A 14707-nucleotide genomic window follows, 5' to 3' on the forward strand; every position below is an offset into this window, starting at 1 on the left:
GAGGCAATTGAAGCGGGTGGCGGACGGCGCGGCCAATGTTCGTCTCGGCGCATGTGCTGCCCGAGATCAGGCGCCGCGCGGGCGGCGCCTGATCACTCAAGGCTGCGCAAGGCCTACGCCCCTGGCTCTTCACTGCCCTCGGTGGTAAGGCTGTGCAGATGCTGCTTCGACAGCGACAAAAACCGCGGTGTCGGCCCCACATCCTCATACATCGGGTCACCTTCTTCATCGGTGGCGATGACCTGGCGACCGGGCACATAGGGAAAACTGGCTTCCACTTCTTCAAGCGCGGCCGCGACCAGTTCGCCGAGCAGTTCCTCGGCGGTACGTTTGGGGTACATGTCGATCAGCGCGGCCAGGCGCGCTTCGGACTCCAGGTCCAGATGCAGGACATGGCCGGTACGGCTCAAGGTGCCGGCGGCATTCTGTTCCCAGTGCTGGGCGAGTTCACGGATTTTCATGATGACCTCTGGTTACGCCTCGAAGGCTGCATGGCATGGGAGTGCTCAACCTTCACTTTAGTTTGCTTTGGCCGATCCCTGCTTGCCATCGCTGCTTGGCTGGGGGCACTCTTGGGTGAATGTCACCGCCCCAATGTGGGAGCGGGCATGCCCGCGAACACCGGCGAAGCCGGTGCCAGCCACCGCGTTGGATCTTTCGCGGGCATGCCCGCCCCCACAGGAAGGGCGTGGAGCCTGGAAGGGATGCAACGGAGAGAGGGGCCAATGACCGATATCGATGTGCGCTTGCGTGAAGATGTGCATGTGTTGGGTGAACTGCTGGGCGAGACCATCCGCCAACAGCATGGCGATGCATTCCTGCAGAAGATCGAAGCCATTCGCCACAGCGCCAAGGCCGACCGTCGCGGCCCCGGGGAGCAACTGAGTTCGACCCTGGCAGACCTTGCCGAAGAAGACCTGCTACCCGTGGCCAGGGCCTTCAACCAGTTCCTCAACCTGGCCAACATGGCCGAGCAGTACCAGTTGATCCGCCGCCGCGATGCCGACCAGCCCGAGCCGTTCGAAGCGCGGGTTTTGCCCGAGTTGCTGGCGCGGCTGAAGCAGGCCGGGCACAGCAACGATGCCCTGGCCCGGCAGCTGGCCAAGCTGGACATCCAGCTGGTGCTCACGGCACACCCCACCGAAGTGGCGCGGCGCACGCTGATCCAAAAGTACGATGCCATTGCCGGCCAGCTGGCTGCACAGGACCACCGCGACCTGACCCCGGCAGAGCGCGAGCACGTGCGCGAACGCCTGCGCCGGTTGATCGCCGAGGCCTGGCACACCGAGGAAATCCGGCGCACCCGGCCAACCCCGGTCGACGAGGCCAAGTGGGGCTTCGCCGTGATCGAGCATTCGTTATGGCACGCCATCCCCAGCCACCTGCGCAAGGTCGACAAGGCCTTGTTGGACGCTACCGGGCTGCGCCTGCCGCTGGAGGCCGCCCCTATCCGCTTTGCCTCGTGGATGGGCGGGGACCGCGACGGCAACCCCAACGTGACCGCCGTGGTGACCCGCGAGGTGCTGCTGCTGGCCCGCTGGATGGCTGCCGACCTGTTCCTACGCGACATCGATGCGTTGGCCGCCGAGTTGTCCATGCAGCAGGCCAACGCCGCCCTGCGCCAGCAGGCCGGCGACAGCGCTGAACCCTACCGGGCGGTGCTCAAGCAGTTGCGCGACCGCTTGCGCGCAACGCGTGCCTGGGCGCACTCGGCGTTGAACAGCAGCCAGCCGCCCAGCGCCGAGGTGCTGGTCGACAATCGTGACCTGATTGCCCCACTGGAACTGTGCTACCAGTCCCTGCATGAGTGCGGCATGGGCGTTATCGCCGAGGGGCCGCTGCTGGACTGCTTGCGCCGCGCGGTCACATTCGGCCTGTTCCTTGGTCGGCTCGACGTGCGCCAGGACGCGGCCCGGCACCGTGACGCCCTGACCGAAATCACCGATTACCTGGGCCTGGGCCGCTACGCCGACTGGGATGAAGAGCAGCGCATCGAATTCCTCCAGGCCGAGCTGAAAAACCGCCGGCCGCTGCTGCCGGCACACTTCAAGCCGCAGGCGGATACGGCCGAGGTGCTGGCCACCTGCCGCGTAGTGGCGGGTGCACCCGCTGCCTCGTTGGGCTCTTACGTCATCTCCATGGCCGGGGCTGCCTCGGATGTGTTGGCGGTACAACTGCTGCTCAAGGAAGCTGGCCTGACCCGGCCGATGCGCGTGGTGCCATTGTTCGAAACCCTCGCCGACCTGGACAACGCCGGGCCGGTGATGCAGCGCCTGCTGGGCCTGCCAGGTTACCGTGCAGGGCTGCGCGGCCCGCAGGAGGTCATGATCGGCTACTCCGACTCCGCCAAGGACGCCGGGACCACGGCAGCGGCCTGGGCGCAGTACCGTGCCCAGGAAAACCTGGTGCGTATCTGTGCCGAGCATCAGGTCGAACTGCTGCTGTTCCATGGCCGCGGCGGCACTGTGGGCCGTGGCGGTGGGCCTGCCCATGCGGCGATCCTGTCACAGCCACCGGGCTCGGTGGCTGGGCGTTTCCGTACCACCGAGCAGGGCGAGATGATCCGCTTCAAGTTCGGTTTACCGGGCATTGCCGAGCAAAACCTCAACCTGTACCTGGCTGCCGTACTCGAAGCCACGCTGTTGCCACCGCCGCCGCCGCAGCCGGCCTGGCGCGAAGTCATGGACCAGCTGGCCGCCGATGGCGTCAAGGCGTACCGCAGTGTGGTGCGGGACAACCCGGACTTCGTCGAGTATTTCCGCCAGTCGACGCCGGAACAGGAACTGGGGCGCCTGCCACTGGGCAGCCGCCCGGCGAAACGCCGCGCCGGTGGCATCGAAAGCCTGCGGGCCATCCCATGGATCTTCGGCTGGACCCAGACGCGGCTGATGCTGCCGGCCTGGTTGGGCTGGGAAACCGCGCTGAGCAATGCCCTGGCGCGTGGCCAAGGCGAACTGCTGGCGCAGATGCGCGAACACTGGCCGTTCTTCCGCACCCGCATCGACATGCTGGAAATGGTACTGGCCAAGGCGGATGCGCAAATTGCCGAGGCCTACGACGAACGTCTGGTGCAACCGCAGCTGCTGCCTTTGGGGGCGCACCTGCGCGACCTATTGTCGCAGTCTTGCCAGATAGTGCTTGGCCTGACCGGGCAGCCGGTGCTACTCGCGCACAGCCCCGAGACACTGGAATTCATCAGCTTGCGTAACACCTACCTGGACCCGCTGCACCGCCTGCAGGCCGAATTGCTGGCGCGCTCGCGCAGCCGCGAAGCCGCTCTGGACAGCCCATTGGAGCAGGCCTTGCTGGTAACGGTGGCGGGCATCGCCGCCGGCTTGCGCAACACCGGTTGAGCGCAGGGCCGGGTGCGGCAGTCGGTATGCCATAACGGCTGTACGGCAGCAGCGAAAGGGTGGTTGCGCCGGGCGCAACCACCTGCCTGCTTGGTCGCAAGTGGCGCATTCCTGCAACTTTGGGACGCTTGTCTGGCTGCCGGGCGCTGTGTATCTTGAGCAGCCCTCTGACCGAATTATGGTCATACCCGATTTTCCGGACTTGGCCCTGGTCGCCGAATCCATTGAAGTTCATAAAAAAATTTGAGGAGCACAAGATGCGCGTTATTCTGCTGGGAGCTCCCGGGGCCGGTAAAGGTACTCAGGCAAAGTTCATCACCGAAAAGTTCGGTATCCCCCAAATTTCCACCGGTGACATGCTGCGTGCTGCCGTCAAGGCCGGCACCCCGCTGGGCCTGGAACTGAAGCAAGTCATGGATGCCGGCCAACTGGTGTCCGACGAGCTGATCATCAGCCTGGTCAAGGAGCGCATCGCCCAGCCGGATTGCGCCAACGGCTGCCTGTTCGACGGCTTCCCACGGACCATTCCACAGGCCGAAGCCATGGTTGCGGCCGGTGTCGATATCGACGCCGTGGTTGAAATTGCCGTCGACGATGAAGAAATCGTGGGTCGCATGGCAGGTCGCCGTGTGCACCTGGCCTCTGGCCGTACCTACCACATTCAGTACAACCCGCCGAAAGTGGAAGGCAAGGACGACGTCACTGGCGAAGACCTGATCCAGCGCGACGACGACAAGGAAGAAACCGTTCGCCATCGCCTGTCGGTCTACCACAGCCAGACCAAGCCGCTGGTGGACTTCTACCAGAAGCTGTCGGCGGCCAATGCTGGCAAGCCGAAGTACAGCCACATCGAAGGCGTAGGCTCGGTTGAAGCCATCACTGCCAAGGTCCTGGCAGCCCTGAGCTGATCCAGCACCTGGCGCACGGTCCGCTTTTTGTGGGAGCGGCCTTGTGTCGCGAAAGGGCTGCACAGCAGCCCCATCAATTTTTGCCACGTCGCTGACACCCTGGGGCCGCTTTGCGGCCCTTTCGCGACACAAGGCCGCTCCCACAGGGCCCACACAGCGGCCCCTTGGGACACAACGGCGCAGCTGCTCTATAATGCCGCTCTTTTTCTTCGCACCTGGATACCCGTTCGATGACCACCCTGTTGGCCCTGGATACCGCCACCGAAGCCTGTTCCGTCGCGCTGCTGCATGACGGCAAGGTAACCAGCCATTACGAGGTAATCCCGCGCATGCATGCCCAGAAGCTGCTGCCGATGATCAAGCAGTTGCTGGCCGATTCCGGCGTGGCACTGAATGCGCTCGATGCCATCGCCTTTGGCCGGGGCCCGGGTGCGTTCACCGGTGTGCGTATCGCAATCGGTGTGGTACAGGGGCTGGCGTTCGCCCTCGAGCGCCCGGTGCTGCCGGTCTCCAACCTTGCCGCGCTGGCCCAGGGCGCGTTGCGCGAACAGGGCGTGCAGCAGGTCGCCGCGGCCATCGATGCGCGTATGGACGAGGTGTACTGGGGGTGCTACCAGGCCACGGCGGGGGAAATGCGCCTGGTCGGCAATGAGGCCGTGTTGCCGCCCGAGCAGGTGGCGCTGCCGTTAGAGAGCACCGGTGCCTGGTTCGGTGCCGGCACGGGTTGGGGTTATGCCAAACGCCTGGCAGTGAAAGTCGCGGCCAGCGATGCCCAGGCCCTGCCCAGCGCTGTGGACGTACTGGCCCTGGCCGGTTTTGCCTGGGCGCGTGGCGAGGCAGTTACCGCCGAACAGGCGCAGCCGGTGTATCTGCGCGACAATGTAGCTACCCCGAAGCAGCAATGACTGCTGTCCGTCGGTTATTGCCGATCACACTAAAACCTTTTGCGCAATCTGTGGTCCAGTTATCAATGAAGCATTAGCGACGGAGCTCTGATGCTGCTAAATTGCCATCATTGATCCCGAGTGCTCATGCCATGCGTATCGACGGTTTCTCATCGCAGTACCCGATCAAGCGCACGCCGCGCAAGGCCGCGGTGCGCGAGGATGCGGTCGATGATGCAGAGGTCGTCGATGACCTTGAAGCCGCGCAACCTGAGCCCGCCGCTCGCCGCCTTGGCGCTGGTCTGCCAGCCCGCCAGCAGGACATGGTTTTCCCTCGCGCCCGTGACCGGCGTACCGCCAATGCCTTGGCCAGTTACCTGAGCACCGCCGGTTTTACCGACTGGGACATGGAAGTACTAGGGCTCGACCTGTACATTTGATGGATGAGTCCATCACCCCTGCCTTACTTTCTCGGTTGCCCGTCATGGAGTGAAAACGCCTGGCGCGACTACCTGTACCCCGCCGACGCCAGCAGCGGCCAGATGCTGGGCTTCTACAGCCAGGTGTTCAACGCGGTAGAGGGCAACACCACCTTCTACGCCCGGCCTGCCCCTGGCACCCTTGCCCGCTGGGCACAGGTAATGCCCGCACATTTCCGGTTCACCGCCAAGTTCCCCCGCGACATCAGCCACGCTGGTGACCTGCGCGACCAGCTGGAGCCTGCCTTCGATTTCACCCGGTTGATGGCACCGTTGGGCGGGCGTGTGTATCCCTACTGGTTGCAATTGCCGGCCCAGTTCGGCCCTGCGCGCCTGGGCGAGCTGTGCCATTTTCTGGATGAGCTGGCGGTGCCCGTGGCAGTTGAAGTGCGTAACCAGGCGTTTTTTGCCAAGGGTGAAGAGGAGCGCATGCTCAACCGGGTGCTGCACGAACGGGGCGTCGAGCGTATTTGCCTCGACCCGCGCGCGCTGTTCAGCTGCACTTCGCGTGACCCTTCCGTGCTGCATGCGCAGTCAAAAAAGCCCAAGGTGCCTCCGCGCCCGGCCGCCTTTACCCAGCACCCGCAGGTCCGCTTCATCGGCCACCCGGAACTGCAAGCCAACGACGTGTTTCTCACCCCGTGGGTAGACAAGGTGGCCAGCTGGATCGAAGAAGGCCGCAGCCCCTATATCTTCCTGCATACCTCGGACAACCGCCTGGCGGCGGCACTTGCCCGGCATTTTCACCAGCGCCTGATGCTGCGTTTGCCGGGCCTTGCCGCGCTGCCGGAATTGCCGCGCGCCCCCGAGGTCGAACAACTGGGGCTACTGTGACCCTTCCCTGACTGCCGGAGGTTCCACCATGGATGTGCAAACCCTGCGAGCCGAAGCCTTCAAGGCCTTGCACCAGCGTGACGGTGCATTCGTCATCCCCAACCCGTGGGATGCCGGGTCGGCCAGGCTGTTGGCGAGCCTGGGCTTCGAAGCGCTGGCCACTACCAGCGCCGGCCTGGCCTTCAGCCTGGGCCGCCCGGATGCCGAAGGGGCCCTGAGCCTGGACGACACATTGGACAACGCCGGTGAAATCGTCGACGCTACCGCGTTGCCGGTGGCCGCCGATCTGGAAAACGGCTTCGGCGACCTGCCCGAGGACTGCGCGCAGACCATTCTGCGCGCCGCCGAGGTTGGCCTGGTGGGTGGGTCTATCGAAGACGCCAGCGGCCGCCATGATGCGCCCATCTATGATATCGGCCTGGCGGTGGAGCGTGTACGCGCCGCAGTGCAGGCTGCCCGGAGCCTGCCGTTCCCGTTCACCCTGTGCGCCCGTGCAGAAAACCTGCTGCACGGGCGCATGGACCTGGACGACACCATCCTGCGCCTTCAGGCCTACGCCGAAGCGGGGGCCGATGTGCTGTATGCGCCTGGCCTGCGAACGGTGGAAGAAGTGCGCGCGGTGGTGCAGGCCGTGGCCCCGCGGCCGGTGAACGTGCTGATGGGCATGGCCGGCGTGGCGTTGAGCGTCAACCAGTTGCAGGACCTTGGCGTGCGCCGCATCAGCCTTGGCTCGTCGCTGGCCCGCGCGGCCCTGGGTGCGTTGCAGCGGGCCGCACTGGAAGTCCATGACCAGGGCACCTTCGGCTACGCAGACCAGGCTTTGCCGTTCGCTCAGCTCAACGACCTGTTCCGCCGTTGATGCGGGCCGTGACGCTGCTGGCCGGCCTGCTGTTTTTGGCCGTGCTTGCCTGGCAACAGGGCTGGCGCCTGCCCGCGCCGTGGAACCCCTGGGCGCCGTTGGATGTGCGCCAACCACCCAATTGGCTGACCCCCTACAAGCTGGCGCGGCTGCGGGATGACCCCGCGCTGTGCCGCCAGGCACTGGCCACCAGCCAACTGCGCTACCGGGCACAGGCCGACAGCCCGGCCTCGGCCAACTGCCCGCTGGAAAATGTGTGGCGTATCGAAGCCGGCAAGGCGCGCCTGAGCAGCAGCTTTCTGGCCAGTTGCCCGCTGGCGGTGGCGTATGCACTGTTCGAACACCACGCCTTGCAGCCTGTCGCGCAGCGGGTGTTGGGCCAGCCGGTGACCCAGGTCGACCATTTGGGCAGCTTTGCCTGCCGCAACGTCTACCACCGCAAGCAGGGCCGCCTGAGCCAGCACGCGACGGCCAACGCCCTGGACATCAGCGGCTTTCGCCTGCAGGACGGTCAGCGCATCGTTCTGGCGCGTGACTGGCAGGCGGGTGGGGCCAAGGCGCAATTCCTGCGCGAGGTGCAGCAGGCTGCCTGCCAAAGCTTCAGCACTGTGTTGGGGCCCGACTACAACGCCGCGCACCACAATCACTTCCACCTGGACATGGGCCGCTGGCAGGTCTGCCGCTAAGGTCAGGCGTAGGCGCGCACGTTGTTCAGCACCACCGGGCGCGTCCAGTGGAGGTCGAATGCCAGGTCGGTCTGCTGCTTGCTCAGCGTGGCATCGTCGAACGGTTCGGCGGCGGGTGGCAACAAGTCGCTTTCCAGTTCGGCGATGGGCAGGAACAGCGGGCGTGGGCTAGGGCCCGGTCCGGGCTCGGGCAGCGGCTGACCCTGGCTCATCACCACCGGGCGCAGCCAGCTGTTGTTGATGTCGAGCTGGCGCTGCTGTTCGATCAGTTCCATGGCGCTGAAAGGCTCGGGGGCCGGCGGCAAGAGGCTGGCTTCCAGCTCGGCCTTGGGTAGAAACAGCGGCTCGGGTGGGACTACGCGGGTATCCTGCACCGGGCAGGCGCGCTGCGCGTCGATCATGGCCAGCGCGCGGGCGCCGCCGATCGGTTCGCCGCTGTCCTGGTCGTACTGCACGAACGACTGGCTGATGCTGTCTACTGGCTCTTCCTGGCGCGCGGCCATGGCCCGGGCGAAAAAATCCTGCCACAGGTGGCTGACGCCCCCGAGTGCCTGGGTGTTGTGCTGACTGTAGTTGCCGACAGGCGACAAATAGGTCAAGCCGATGGGAAGAGTATCTGACATGGCAGTCGCGCGCGTTGTGCTCTGGCAGAATAGCGGGATATTGCCTGTATCGGCCGTGGCGGCCGATACCTTAACGGCTGGGTTCAATTTCTAGGTGTTGAAGATGGAAGAGCAGGGCGCAGGTATCCGGGTCGAGGCGCTAACGGCCGAATTCGCAGCACAGGCCGCTGCATGGGCCGAGCGCCTGGCGCTGCCGTTGCAGGGCGATGAGGCCGGGTTTGCCGTGCAGGTGGGCGTTGATGGCTTGCAGATCCAGCAATTGGGCCCGCAGGCACCGGGGCCGGTGCGGGTGGACTTTGTCGAAGGCCAGGCCGCGCACCGGCGCCAGTTTGGCGGTGGCAACGGGCAGATGATCGCCAAGGCCGTGGGCATCGCCCAAGGCGTGCGACCGCAGGTGCTGGATGCCACGGCGGGGCTGGGCAAGGACGCGTTCGTGCTGGCCAGCCTGGGCTGCCAGATGACCTTGATCGAACGCCAGCCGCTGATAGCCGCGCTGCTGGAAGATGGCCTGGCGCGCGCCCGGCTGGATGAAGAAGTGGGGCCGATTGTCGGGCGCATGCGCCTGCTGACCGGCAATGCCATCGAGCGCATGCGCGCCTGGAAAGGCGAGGCGCCGCAGGTGATCTACCTCGACCCGATGTTCCCGCATCGCGACAAGAGTGCTTTGGTGAAGAAGGAGATGCGTGTGTTCCGGCCCTTGGTCGGTGACGACCTGGATGCCCCGGCCCTGCTCGAAGCCGCCCTGGCGCTGGCCAGCCACCGGGTGGTGGTGAAGCGCCCACGCAAGGCGCCGATCATTGACGGGCCGAAACCGAGCCATAGCCTTGAGGGCAAGTCGAGCCGGTACGACATCTACCCGAAGAAAGCGCTTAAAGCCTGACCTTTATCTGACCGGCTATTGCGGCCGATGTGGGAGCGGGCGAGCCCGCGAAGCAGGCACCGCAGTGGTTGGCACGGGCTGCGCCCGTGTTCGCGGGCCTGCCCGCTCCCACAGGCATTGAGCGAGATTCAGCATTCGAGACAACAGGGTTGCCGCCAAATGCCCGCGTCTGCTTCACGGCTGAAACGCCCGCAAGAACACCCCAACCACCTCGCGCACATGCGCTTCTGCCTCATCACCTTCCAGCGGCCCCGCACAGCCGAGCAATAGCCGGTAATCCGGGGCCCCCTTGACCAGGCAGAAGAAGTGCTCCGCTGCCCGCAGCGGGTTGTCGATACGCAGCAGCCCACGCTCATCCGCCTCGCGCAGCAGCGCTTCCATCCCGGCCAGCACACGCTTGGGCCCGGCCTCGTAGAAGTACTCGCCAAAGCTTGCATCCAGGCTGCCCTGGGCCATGATCAGGCGGCTGAGCTTGACCGCTTCGTCACTGCTGATCAGCGCCTGGAAACCACGGGCGATGTTCAGCAGCACGTCTTCGACCTGCGCACCCGCGGGGTACTCGAACAACAGGTCCGGCAGCTGAGTCTGGCAGGTGGCCATGACCGCTGCACAGAACAGCGTCTGCTTGTCGGTGAAGTGGCTGTACACGGTGAGCTTAGAAACACCTGCCGCCGCAGCGACCGCATCCATGCTGGTGTTGGCGTAGCCAAGGCTTAAGAACAGCGACTTGGCAGCTTCGAGAATCGCCTCGCGCTTGGCCAGGTCCTTGGGCCGGCCTGGGCCGATGGGTGCGTCGTTGGGCATTGTGGTCTGCATGTGGTTGATCAAGCTCCCATATTACCGGCTGGAGCGGTTTCCAGCAGTGATCGTAGCCATCGTCAGGCGATTTCTTATCGACGCTGGCTTCTCGGCAGCAGTTCCCTGACTTAATATACCCGCCAGTACAAATATTCGAAGTACCCTCTGCGAAAGGATTCATCATGTTGCGCCAGGCCTTGTCCATCGCGTTGCCCGCCGCCGTCGCCGTGCTTCTGGCGGCGTGCGAACAGGAAGCCGCCGCCCCCGCCGCCCCGCGCCCGGCGTTGGTGGTGCAGCCGCAGCCAGCCGAAGCGGGGGCCGCCAGTTACCCCGGTGAGGTGCGTGCGCGCTTCGAGCCGGAACTGGCGTTCCGTATTGCCGGCAAGGTCAGCAAGCGGCTGGTCGAAGAAGGGCAGCGGGTCAAGGCCGAGCAACCGCTGGCCGAGCTGGACCCGCAGGACGTACGCCTGCAACTGGAAGCTAACCGCGCACAACTGGCCGCCGCCGAAGCCAACCTGGCACTGGTGCGCACCGAGCGTGATCGCTACCAGAAGCTGCTGGACCGGCAGATGGTCAGCCATTCTCAATATGACAATGCCGAAAACCTCTACCGTGCCGGCCTGGCCCGCCTGAAGCAGGCCAAGGCGCAGTTCGACGTGGCCGGGAACCAGGCAGCCTATGCCGTATTGCGTGCGCCCCAGGCCGGGGTGATTGCCAAGCGCCAGGTGGAAGTGGGCCAGGTGGTGGCCCCTGGGCAAACCGCCTTCACCCTCGCCGCCGATGGTGAGCGCGAGGTGGCCATCGCCCTGCCAGAGCAGCAGTTCGCCCGGGTCGCCATCGGCCAACCGGTGAGTGTGGAGCTGTGGTCGCACCCGCAGGCGCGCTTCCAGGGGCGCATCCGCGAGCTGTCACCCGCGGCCGATCCGCGCTCGCGCACCTTCGCCGCCCGCATCGCCTTCACCACGTCGGCTGCCCCGGCCGAACTGGGCCAGAGCGCCCGGGTATTCATTGCTACCGAAGGCCTGATCCCATTGTCTGTACCGCTGTCGGCGGTCACCGCCGAGGACGGCCAGGCCTATGTCTGGCGGGTGAACAAGGACAGCCGCCTGGAGCGGGCCGTGGTGCGCCTGGGTGCGTACGGCAACGATAGCGTGCCCGTGCTCGAAGGGCTGGCCGCCGATGACTGGGTGGTGGCCGCCGGTGGTCATGTATTGCGTGAGGGGCAGCGGGTACGCCCCGTCGACCGCAGCAACCGCGTAGTGAACCTGACGGCCAAGGAGTAAGTCCCGATGGGTTTCAACCTTTCTGCCTGGGCGCTGCGCAACCGCCAGATCGTCCTGTTCCTGATGATCCTGCTGGGGGCCATTGGCGCCATGTCCTACACCAAGCTGGGCCAGAGCGAAGACCCGCCGTTCACCTTCAAGGCCATGGTCATTCGTACCCTGTGGCCCGGTGCCACGGCCGAGGAAGTGTCGCGCCAGGTAACCGAGCGCATCGAGAAAAAGCTGATGGAAACCGGTGAGTACGAGCGGATTGTCTCGTTTTCCCGGCCTGGCGAATCGCAGGTCACGTTCATGGCCCGCGACTCGCTGCACTCCAAGGACATTCCCGAGCTGTGGTATCAGATCCGCAAGAAGGTCGCGGACATTCGCCATACCTTGCCGCCAGAAATCCAGGGCCCCTTCTTCAACGACGAATTCGGCACTACCTTCGGCAATATCTATGCACTGACCGGCAAGGGCTTCGATTACGCCGTGCTCAAGGACTATGCCGACCGGATCCAGATCCAGCTGCAGCGGGTCAAGGACGTGGGCAAGGTCGAGCTGATCGGCTTGCAGGACGAGAAAGTCTGGATCGAACTGTCCAACCTCAAGCTGGCTACCCTGGGGGTGCCGCTGCAAGCGGTGCAGAACGCCCTGCGCGAACAGAATGCAGTCAGCACCGCCGGCTTCTTCGAAACCCCCAGCGAGCGCCTGCAACTGCGGGTAAGCGGTCGCTTCGACAGCGTCGAGCAGATTCGCCAGTTCCCGATTCGGGTGGGCGACCGCACCTTCCGCATTGGCGATGTCGCCGAAGTGTACCGTGGCTTCAATGACCCACCCGCACCGCGCATGCGCTTCATGGGCGAAGAGGCCATTGGCCTGGCGGTGTCGATGAAGGATGGCGGCGACATCCTGGTGCTGGGCAAGGCGCTGGAAAGCGAGTTCGAACGCCTGGCGCACAACCTGCCGGCCGGCATGGAGTTGCGCAAGGTCTCGGACCAGCCCGCGGCGGTCAAGGCGGGTGTCGGCGAGTTCGTGCAGGTGCTGGCCGAGGCGCTGGTCATCGTGCTGCTGGTCAGCTTCTTCTCCCTGGGCCTGCGGACCGGCCTGGTGGTGGCGCTGGCCATCCCCCTGGTCCTGGCCATGACCTTCGCAGCCATGCATTACTTTGGCATCGGCCTGCACAAGATTTCGCTGGGGGCGCTGGTACTGGCCCTGGGCTTGCTGGTAGACGATGCGATCATTGCCGTGGAAATGATGGCGATCAAGATGGAGCAGGGCTACGACCGCCTCAAGGCGGCCAGTTACGCCTGGAGAAGCACGGCCTTCCCGATGCTCACCGGCACCCTGATCACCGCAGCGGGCTTCTTGCCCATCGCTACGGCGGCCTCCAGCACCGGCGAATACACCCGCTCGATCTTCCAGGTGGTGACCATTGCCTTGCTGGCATCGTGGCTGGTCGCCGTGGTGTTCGTGCCTTACCTGGGCGAGCGCCTGCTGCCCGACCTGGCCCGGCTGCACGCCGCCCGTCATGGCCAGGCGCCAGACCCTTATGCCACGCCGTTCTACCAGCGTGTGCGGCGGGTTGTGGCGTGGTGTGTACGGCGGCGCAAGACGGTGATCCTGCTGACCATCGCGGCCTTCATCGGCAGCATCCTGCTGTTCCGCTTCGTGCCCCAGCAGTTCTTCCCGGCGTCCGGGCGCCCGGAACTGATGGTCGACCTGAAGCTGGCCGAAGGTGCATCGCTGGCCAATACCGCCGAGCGCGTCAAGCAATTGGAGGCGCTGCTCGCGCAGCAGGATGGCATCGACAACTATGTGGCCTACGTGGGCACCGGTTCGCCGCGCTTCTACCTGCCACTGGACCAGCAACTGCCGGCCGCCAGCTTCGCCCAGTTCGTGGTGCTGGCCAAGTCGATGGACGACCGCGAGCGCCTGCGCAGCTGGCTGATCGCCACGGTGGACCAGCAGTTCCCCGAGTTGCGCGCCCGGGTCACCCGCCTGGAAAACGGCCCGCCCGTGGGTTACCCGGTGCAGTTCCGGGTCACGGGCGAGCACATCGAGAAGGCCCGTGCGCTGGCCCGTGAGGTGGCCGCCAAGGTGCGCGAGAACCCGCATGTGGTAAATGTGCACCTGGACTGGGAAGAACCGAGCAAGGCGGTGTTTCTGAGCATCGACCAGGACCGTGCCCGTGCGTTGGGCGTGAGCACCGCGCACCTGGCGAGTTTCCTGCAAAGTTCGCTGACCGGCACCACCGCCAGCCAGTACCGCGAAGACAACGAGCTGATCGAGATACTGCTGCGCGGTACGCTGCAGGAGCGCAGCGAGCTGGGCAACCTGGGCAGCCTGGCGTTGCCGACCGACAACGGCCAGAGCGTGGCGCTGTCGCAGGTCGCGACCCTCGAGTATGGCTTCGAGGAGGGCATCATCTGGCACCGTAACCGCCTGCCGACGGTGACCGTGCGGGCAGACATCTACGACAAGGCGCAACCTGCGACACTGGTGAAGCAGATTCTGCCTTCTTTGCAGGGCATTCGCGCCAAGCTGCCCGACGGTTACCTGTTGGAAGTGGGCGGCACGGTGGAAGATGCCGAGCGCGGGCAGAAATCGGTGAACGCCGGCATGCCGCTGTTCATCGTGGTGGTGTTGAGCTTGCTGATGATCCAGCTGCGCAGCTTCTCGCGCACGCTGATGGTGTTCCTGACCGCGCCACTGGGGTTGATCGGCGTGACCCTGTTCCTGCTGGTGTTCCGCCAGCCGTTCGGCTTTGTCGCCATGCTCGGCACCATTGCCCTGGCGGGGATGATCATGCGCAATTCGGTGATTCTGGTTGACCAGATCGAGCAGGACATTGCGGCAGGGATGGACCGCTGGCAAGCGATCATCGAGGCCACGGTGCGGCGCTTCCGGCCGATCGTGCTGACCGCGCTGGCCGCGGTGCTGGCCATGATCCCGCTGTCGCGTAGCGTGTTCTACGGGCCGATGGCGGTCGCGATCATGGGTGGCCTGATCGTGGCCACGGTGCTGACGTTGTTGTTCCTGCCGGCGTTGTACGCGGCCTGGTTCAGGGTAAAGCAGCGTTGAAGACCCAGGCGCGAGCGTGCAGGCAGCTTGCGCCCTGGGTGTTGAAGGCGCCGGCCC

General features: G+C 65.2%; 13 protein-coding genes. 10 read left to right on the forward strand and 3 right to left on the reverse strand.

What is annotated here, in order from left to right; translation table 11 throughout:
• Positions 1 to 113: 113 nt before the first annotated feature.
• Positions 114 to 461 carry a hypothetical protein gene (locus GYA94_RS01200; RefSeq protein WP_009686990.1) on the reverse strand — a complete coding sequence of 116 codons (348 nt, stop codon included), beginning with the start codon at positions 459 to 461 and terminating at the stop codon, positions 114 to 116.
• Between the two features lie 264 nt (positions 462 to 725).
• Here GYA94_RS01200 and ppc point away from each other — a divergent pair, with 264 nt between their 5' ends.
• From ppc to GYA94_RS01235, 7 genes are all read left to right on the forward strand, one after another.
• Positions 726 to 3353 carry a phosphoenolpyruvate carboxylase gene (gene ppc / locus GYA94_RS01205; protein WP_054890345.1) on the forward strand — a complete coding sequence of 876 codons (2628 nt, stop codon included), beginning with the start codon at positions 726 to 728 and terminating at the stop codon, positions 3351 to 3353.
• Positions 3354 to 3610: 257 nt separating this feature from the next.
• A complete protein-coding gene (gene adk, locus GYA94_RS01210; protein ID WP_110678221.1) occupies positions 3611 to 4261 on the forward strand; it encodes an adenylate kinase in 651 nt (216 codons plus the stop codon).
• A gap of 230 nt (positions 4262 to 4491) precedes the next feature.
• Positions 4492 to 5166 (forward strand): tRNA (adenosine(37)-N6)-threonylcarbamoyltransferase complex dimerization subunit type 1 TsaB, encoded by a 675-nt coding sequence (tsaB, locus tag GYA94_RS01215; protein WP_161891657.1) that lies wholly within the window; start codon positions 4492 to 4494, stop codon positions 5164 to 5166.
• Positions 5167 to 5297: 131 nt separating this feature from the next.
• A complete protein-coding gene (locus GYA94_RS01220; RefSeq protein ID WP_054912872.1) occupies positions 5298 to 5585 on the forward strand; it encodes a hypothetical protein in 288 nt (95 codons plus the stop codon).
• 3 nt (positions 5586 to 5588) lie between these two features.
• On the forward strand, positions 5589 to 6458 hold the full coding sequence (locus GYA94_RS01225; RefSeq protein ID WP_161891658.1) for a DUF72 domain-containing protein: 870 nt from the start codon (positions 5589 to 5591) through the stop codon (positions 6456 to 6458).
• Positions 6459 to 6486: 28 nt separating this feature from the next.
• Complete coding sequence (locus GYA94_RS01230; RefSeq protein ID WP_009686984.1) at positions 6487 to 7317, forward strand: isocitrate lyase/PEP mutase family protein; 831 nt, start codon at positions 6487 to 6489, stop codon at positions 7315 to 7317.
• On the forward strand, positions 7317 to 8003 hold the full coding sequence (locus GYA94_RS01235) for an extensin-like domain-containing protein (protein ID WP_161891659.1): 687 nt from the start codon (positions 7317 to 7319) through the stop codon (positions 8001 to 8003). The genes GYA94_RS01230 and GYA94_RS01235 overlap by 1 nt, the downstream gene beginning before the upstream one ends.
• Positions 8004 to 8005: 2 nt before the next feature.
• Here GYA94_RS01235 and GYA94_RS01240 read toward each other — a convergent pair whose 3' ends face one another.
• The gene (locus tag GYA94_RS01240) at positions 8006 to 8626 is read right to left on the reverse strand and encodes an energy transducer TonB (RefSeq protein WP_161891660.1); all 621 of its coding nucleotides are present in this window, start codon (positions 8624 to 8626) and stop codon (positions 8006 to 8008) included.
• A 103-nt stretch (positions 8627 to 8729) separates the two neighbouring features.
• Between GYA94_RS01240 and GYA94_RS01245 the strand changes: the two genes are divergently transcribed.
• Positions 8730 to 9506 (forward strand): class I SAM-dependent methyltransferase, encoded by a 777-nt coding sequence (locus GYA94_RS01245; RefSeq protein ID WP_161891661.1) that lies wholly within the window; start codon positions 8730 to 8732, stop codon positions 9504 to 9506.
• Positions 9507 to 9680: 174 nt separating this feature from the next.
• Here GYA94_RS01245 and GYA94_RS01250 read toward each other — a convergent pair whose 3' ends face one another.
• Positions 9681 to 10322 carry a TetR/AcrR family transcriptional regulator gene (locus GYA94_RS01250; RefSeq protein WP_110678288.1) on the reverse strand — a complete coding sequence of 214 codons (642 nt, stop codon included), beginning with the start codon at positions 10320 to 10322 and terminating at the stop codon, positions 9681 to 9683.
• Positions 10323 to 10486: 164 nt separating this feature from the next.
• Here GYA94_RS01250 and GYA94_RS01255 point away from each other — a divergent pair, with 164 nt between their 5' ends.
• Both GYA94_RS01255 and GYA94_RS01260 read left to right on the forward strand, forming a co-directional pair.
• Complete coding sequence (locus GYA94_RS01255; RefSeq protein WP_161891662.1) at positions 10487 to 11587, forward strand: efflux RND transporter periplasmic adaptor subunit; 1101 nt, start codon at positions 10487 to 10489, stop codon at positions 11585 to 11587.
• Positions 11588 to 11593: 6 nt separating this feature from the next.
• On the forward strand, positions 11594 to 14650 hold the full coding sequence (locus GYA94_RS01260; protein ID WP_161891663.1) for an efflux RND transporter permease subunit: 3057 nt from the start codon (positions 11594 to 11596) through the stop codon (positions 14648 to 14650).
• Positions 14651 to 14707: the final 57 nt, after the last annotated feature.

Source organism: Pseudomonas juntendi (genome assembly GCF_009932375.1).
Classification (GTDB): domain Bacteria; phylum Pseudomonadota; class Gammaproteobacteria; order Pseudomonadales; family Pseudomonadaceae; genus Aquipseudomonas; species Aquipseudomonas juntendi.

Excerpts from the sequence above, each read along its gene's own strand:
- GYA94_RS01200 (WP_009686990.1), bottom strand. The coding sequence starts at position 461 with ATGAAAATCCGTGAACTCGCCCAGCACTGGGAACAGAATGCCGCCGGC.
- ppc (WP_054890345.1), top strand. The coding sequence starts at position 726 with ATGACCGATATCGATGTGCGCTTGCGTGAAGATGTGCATGTGTTGGGT.
- adk (WP_110678221.1), top strand. The coding sequence starts at position 3,611 with ATGCGCGTTATTCTGCTGGGAGCTCCCGGGGCCGGTAAAGGTACTCAG.
- tsaB (WP_161891657.1), top strand. The coding sequence starts at position 4,492 with ATGACCACCCTGTTGGCCCTGGATACCGCCACCGAAGCCTGTTCCGTC.
- GYA94_RS01220 (WP_054912872.1), top strand. The coding sequence starts at position 5,298 with ATGCGTATCGACGGTTTCTCATCGCAGTACCCGATCAAGCGCACGCCG.
- GYA94_RS01225 (WP_161891658.1), top strand. The coding sequence starts at position 5,589 with ATGAGTCCATCACCCCTGCCTTACTTTCTCGGTTGCCCGTCATGGAGT.
- GYA94_RS01230 (WP_009686984.1), top strand. The coding sequence starts at position 6,487 with ATGGATGTGCAAACCCTGCGAGCCGAAGCCTTCAAGGCCTTGCACCAG.
- GYA94_RS01235 (WP_161891659.1), top strand. The coding sequence starts at position 7,317 with ATGCGGGCCGTGACGCTGCTGGCCGGCCTGCTGTTTTTGGCCGTGCTT.
- GYA94_RS01240 (WP_161891660.1), bottom strand. The coding sequence starts at position 8,626 with ATGTCAGATACTCTTCCCATCGGCTTGACCTATTTGTCGCCTGTCGGC.
- GYA94_RS01245 (WP_161891661.1), top strand. The coding sequence starts at position 8,730 with ATGGAAGAGCAGGGCGCAGGTATCCGGGTCGAGGCGCTAACGGCCGAA.
- GYA94_RS01250 (WP_110678288.1), bottom strand. The coding sequence starts at position 10,322 with ATGCAGACCACAATGCCCAACGACGCACCCATCGGCCCAGGCCGGCCC.
- GYA94_RS01255 (WP_161891662.1), top strand. The coding sequence starts at position 10,487 with ATGTTGCGCCAGGCCTTGTCCATCGCGTTGCCCGCCGCCGTCGCCGTG.
- GYA94_RS01260 (WP_161891663.1), top strand. The coding sequence starts at position 11,594 with ATGGGTTTCAACCTTTCTGCCTGGGCGCTGCGCAACCGCCAGATCGTC.